The organism is Pseudoalteromonas sp. SIMBA_162, from assembly GCF_046535955.1.
GTDB lineage: Bacteria > Pseudomonadota > Gammaproteobacteria > Enterobacterales > Alteromonadaceae > Pseudoalteromonas > Pseudoalteromonas marina.
The window spans coordinates 1-242 of record NZ_JAWJBQ010001033.1 but is presented as its reverse complement, the minus strand read 5'-3'; the positions used below and the strand labels follow the sequence as shown (position 1 = coordinate 242).

Here is a 242-nt window from a genome sequence, read left to right as displayed (position 1 = left end):
ATGATTCGCACGACACGACCAGAAATAATGCGACTTCTGGTCGTGTGTTATGCATTACATCGCGTTCAGACGTTTTTGTGCCTGTTTAGCGCCATCAGTACCAGGGTATTTACTGATAACCTGCTGGTATACGGCTTTCGCTTTTGCGGTGTCACCTTTGTCCTGCATGATGACGCCGACTTTAAACATCGCATCAGCAGCCTTTGGTGACTTCGGATAGTTTTTCACTACCGAAGCAAAAT

1 protein-coding gene is annotated in these 242 nt (G+C 46.3%); it reads right to left on the bottom strand.

The window, feature by feature from the left end; genetic code table 11:
* Positions 1 to 54: 54 nt before the first annotated feature.
* On the bottom strand, positions 55 to 242 hold a 188-nt coding region (locus R0J88_RS22850), incomplete at its 5' end, for a tetratricopeptide repeat protein (protein ID WP_410901298.1).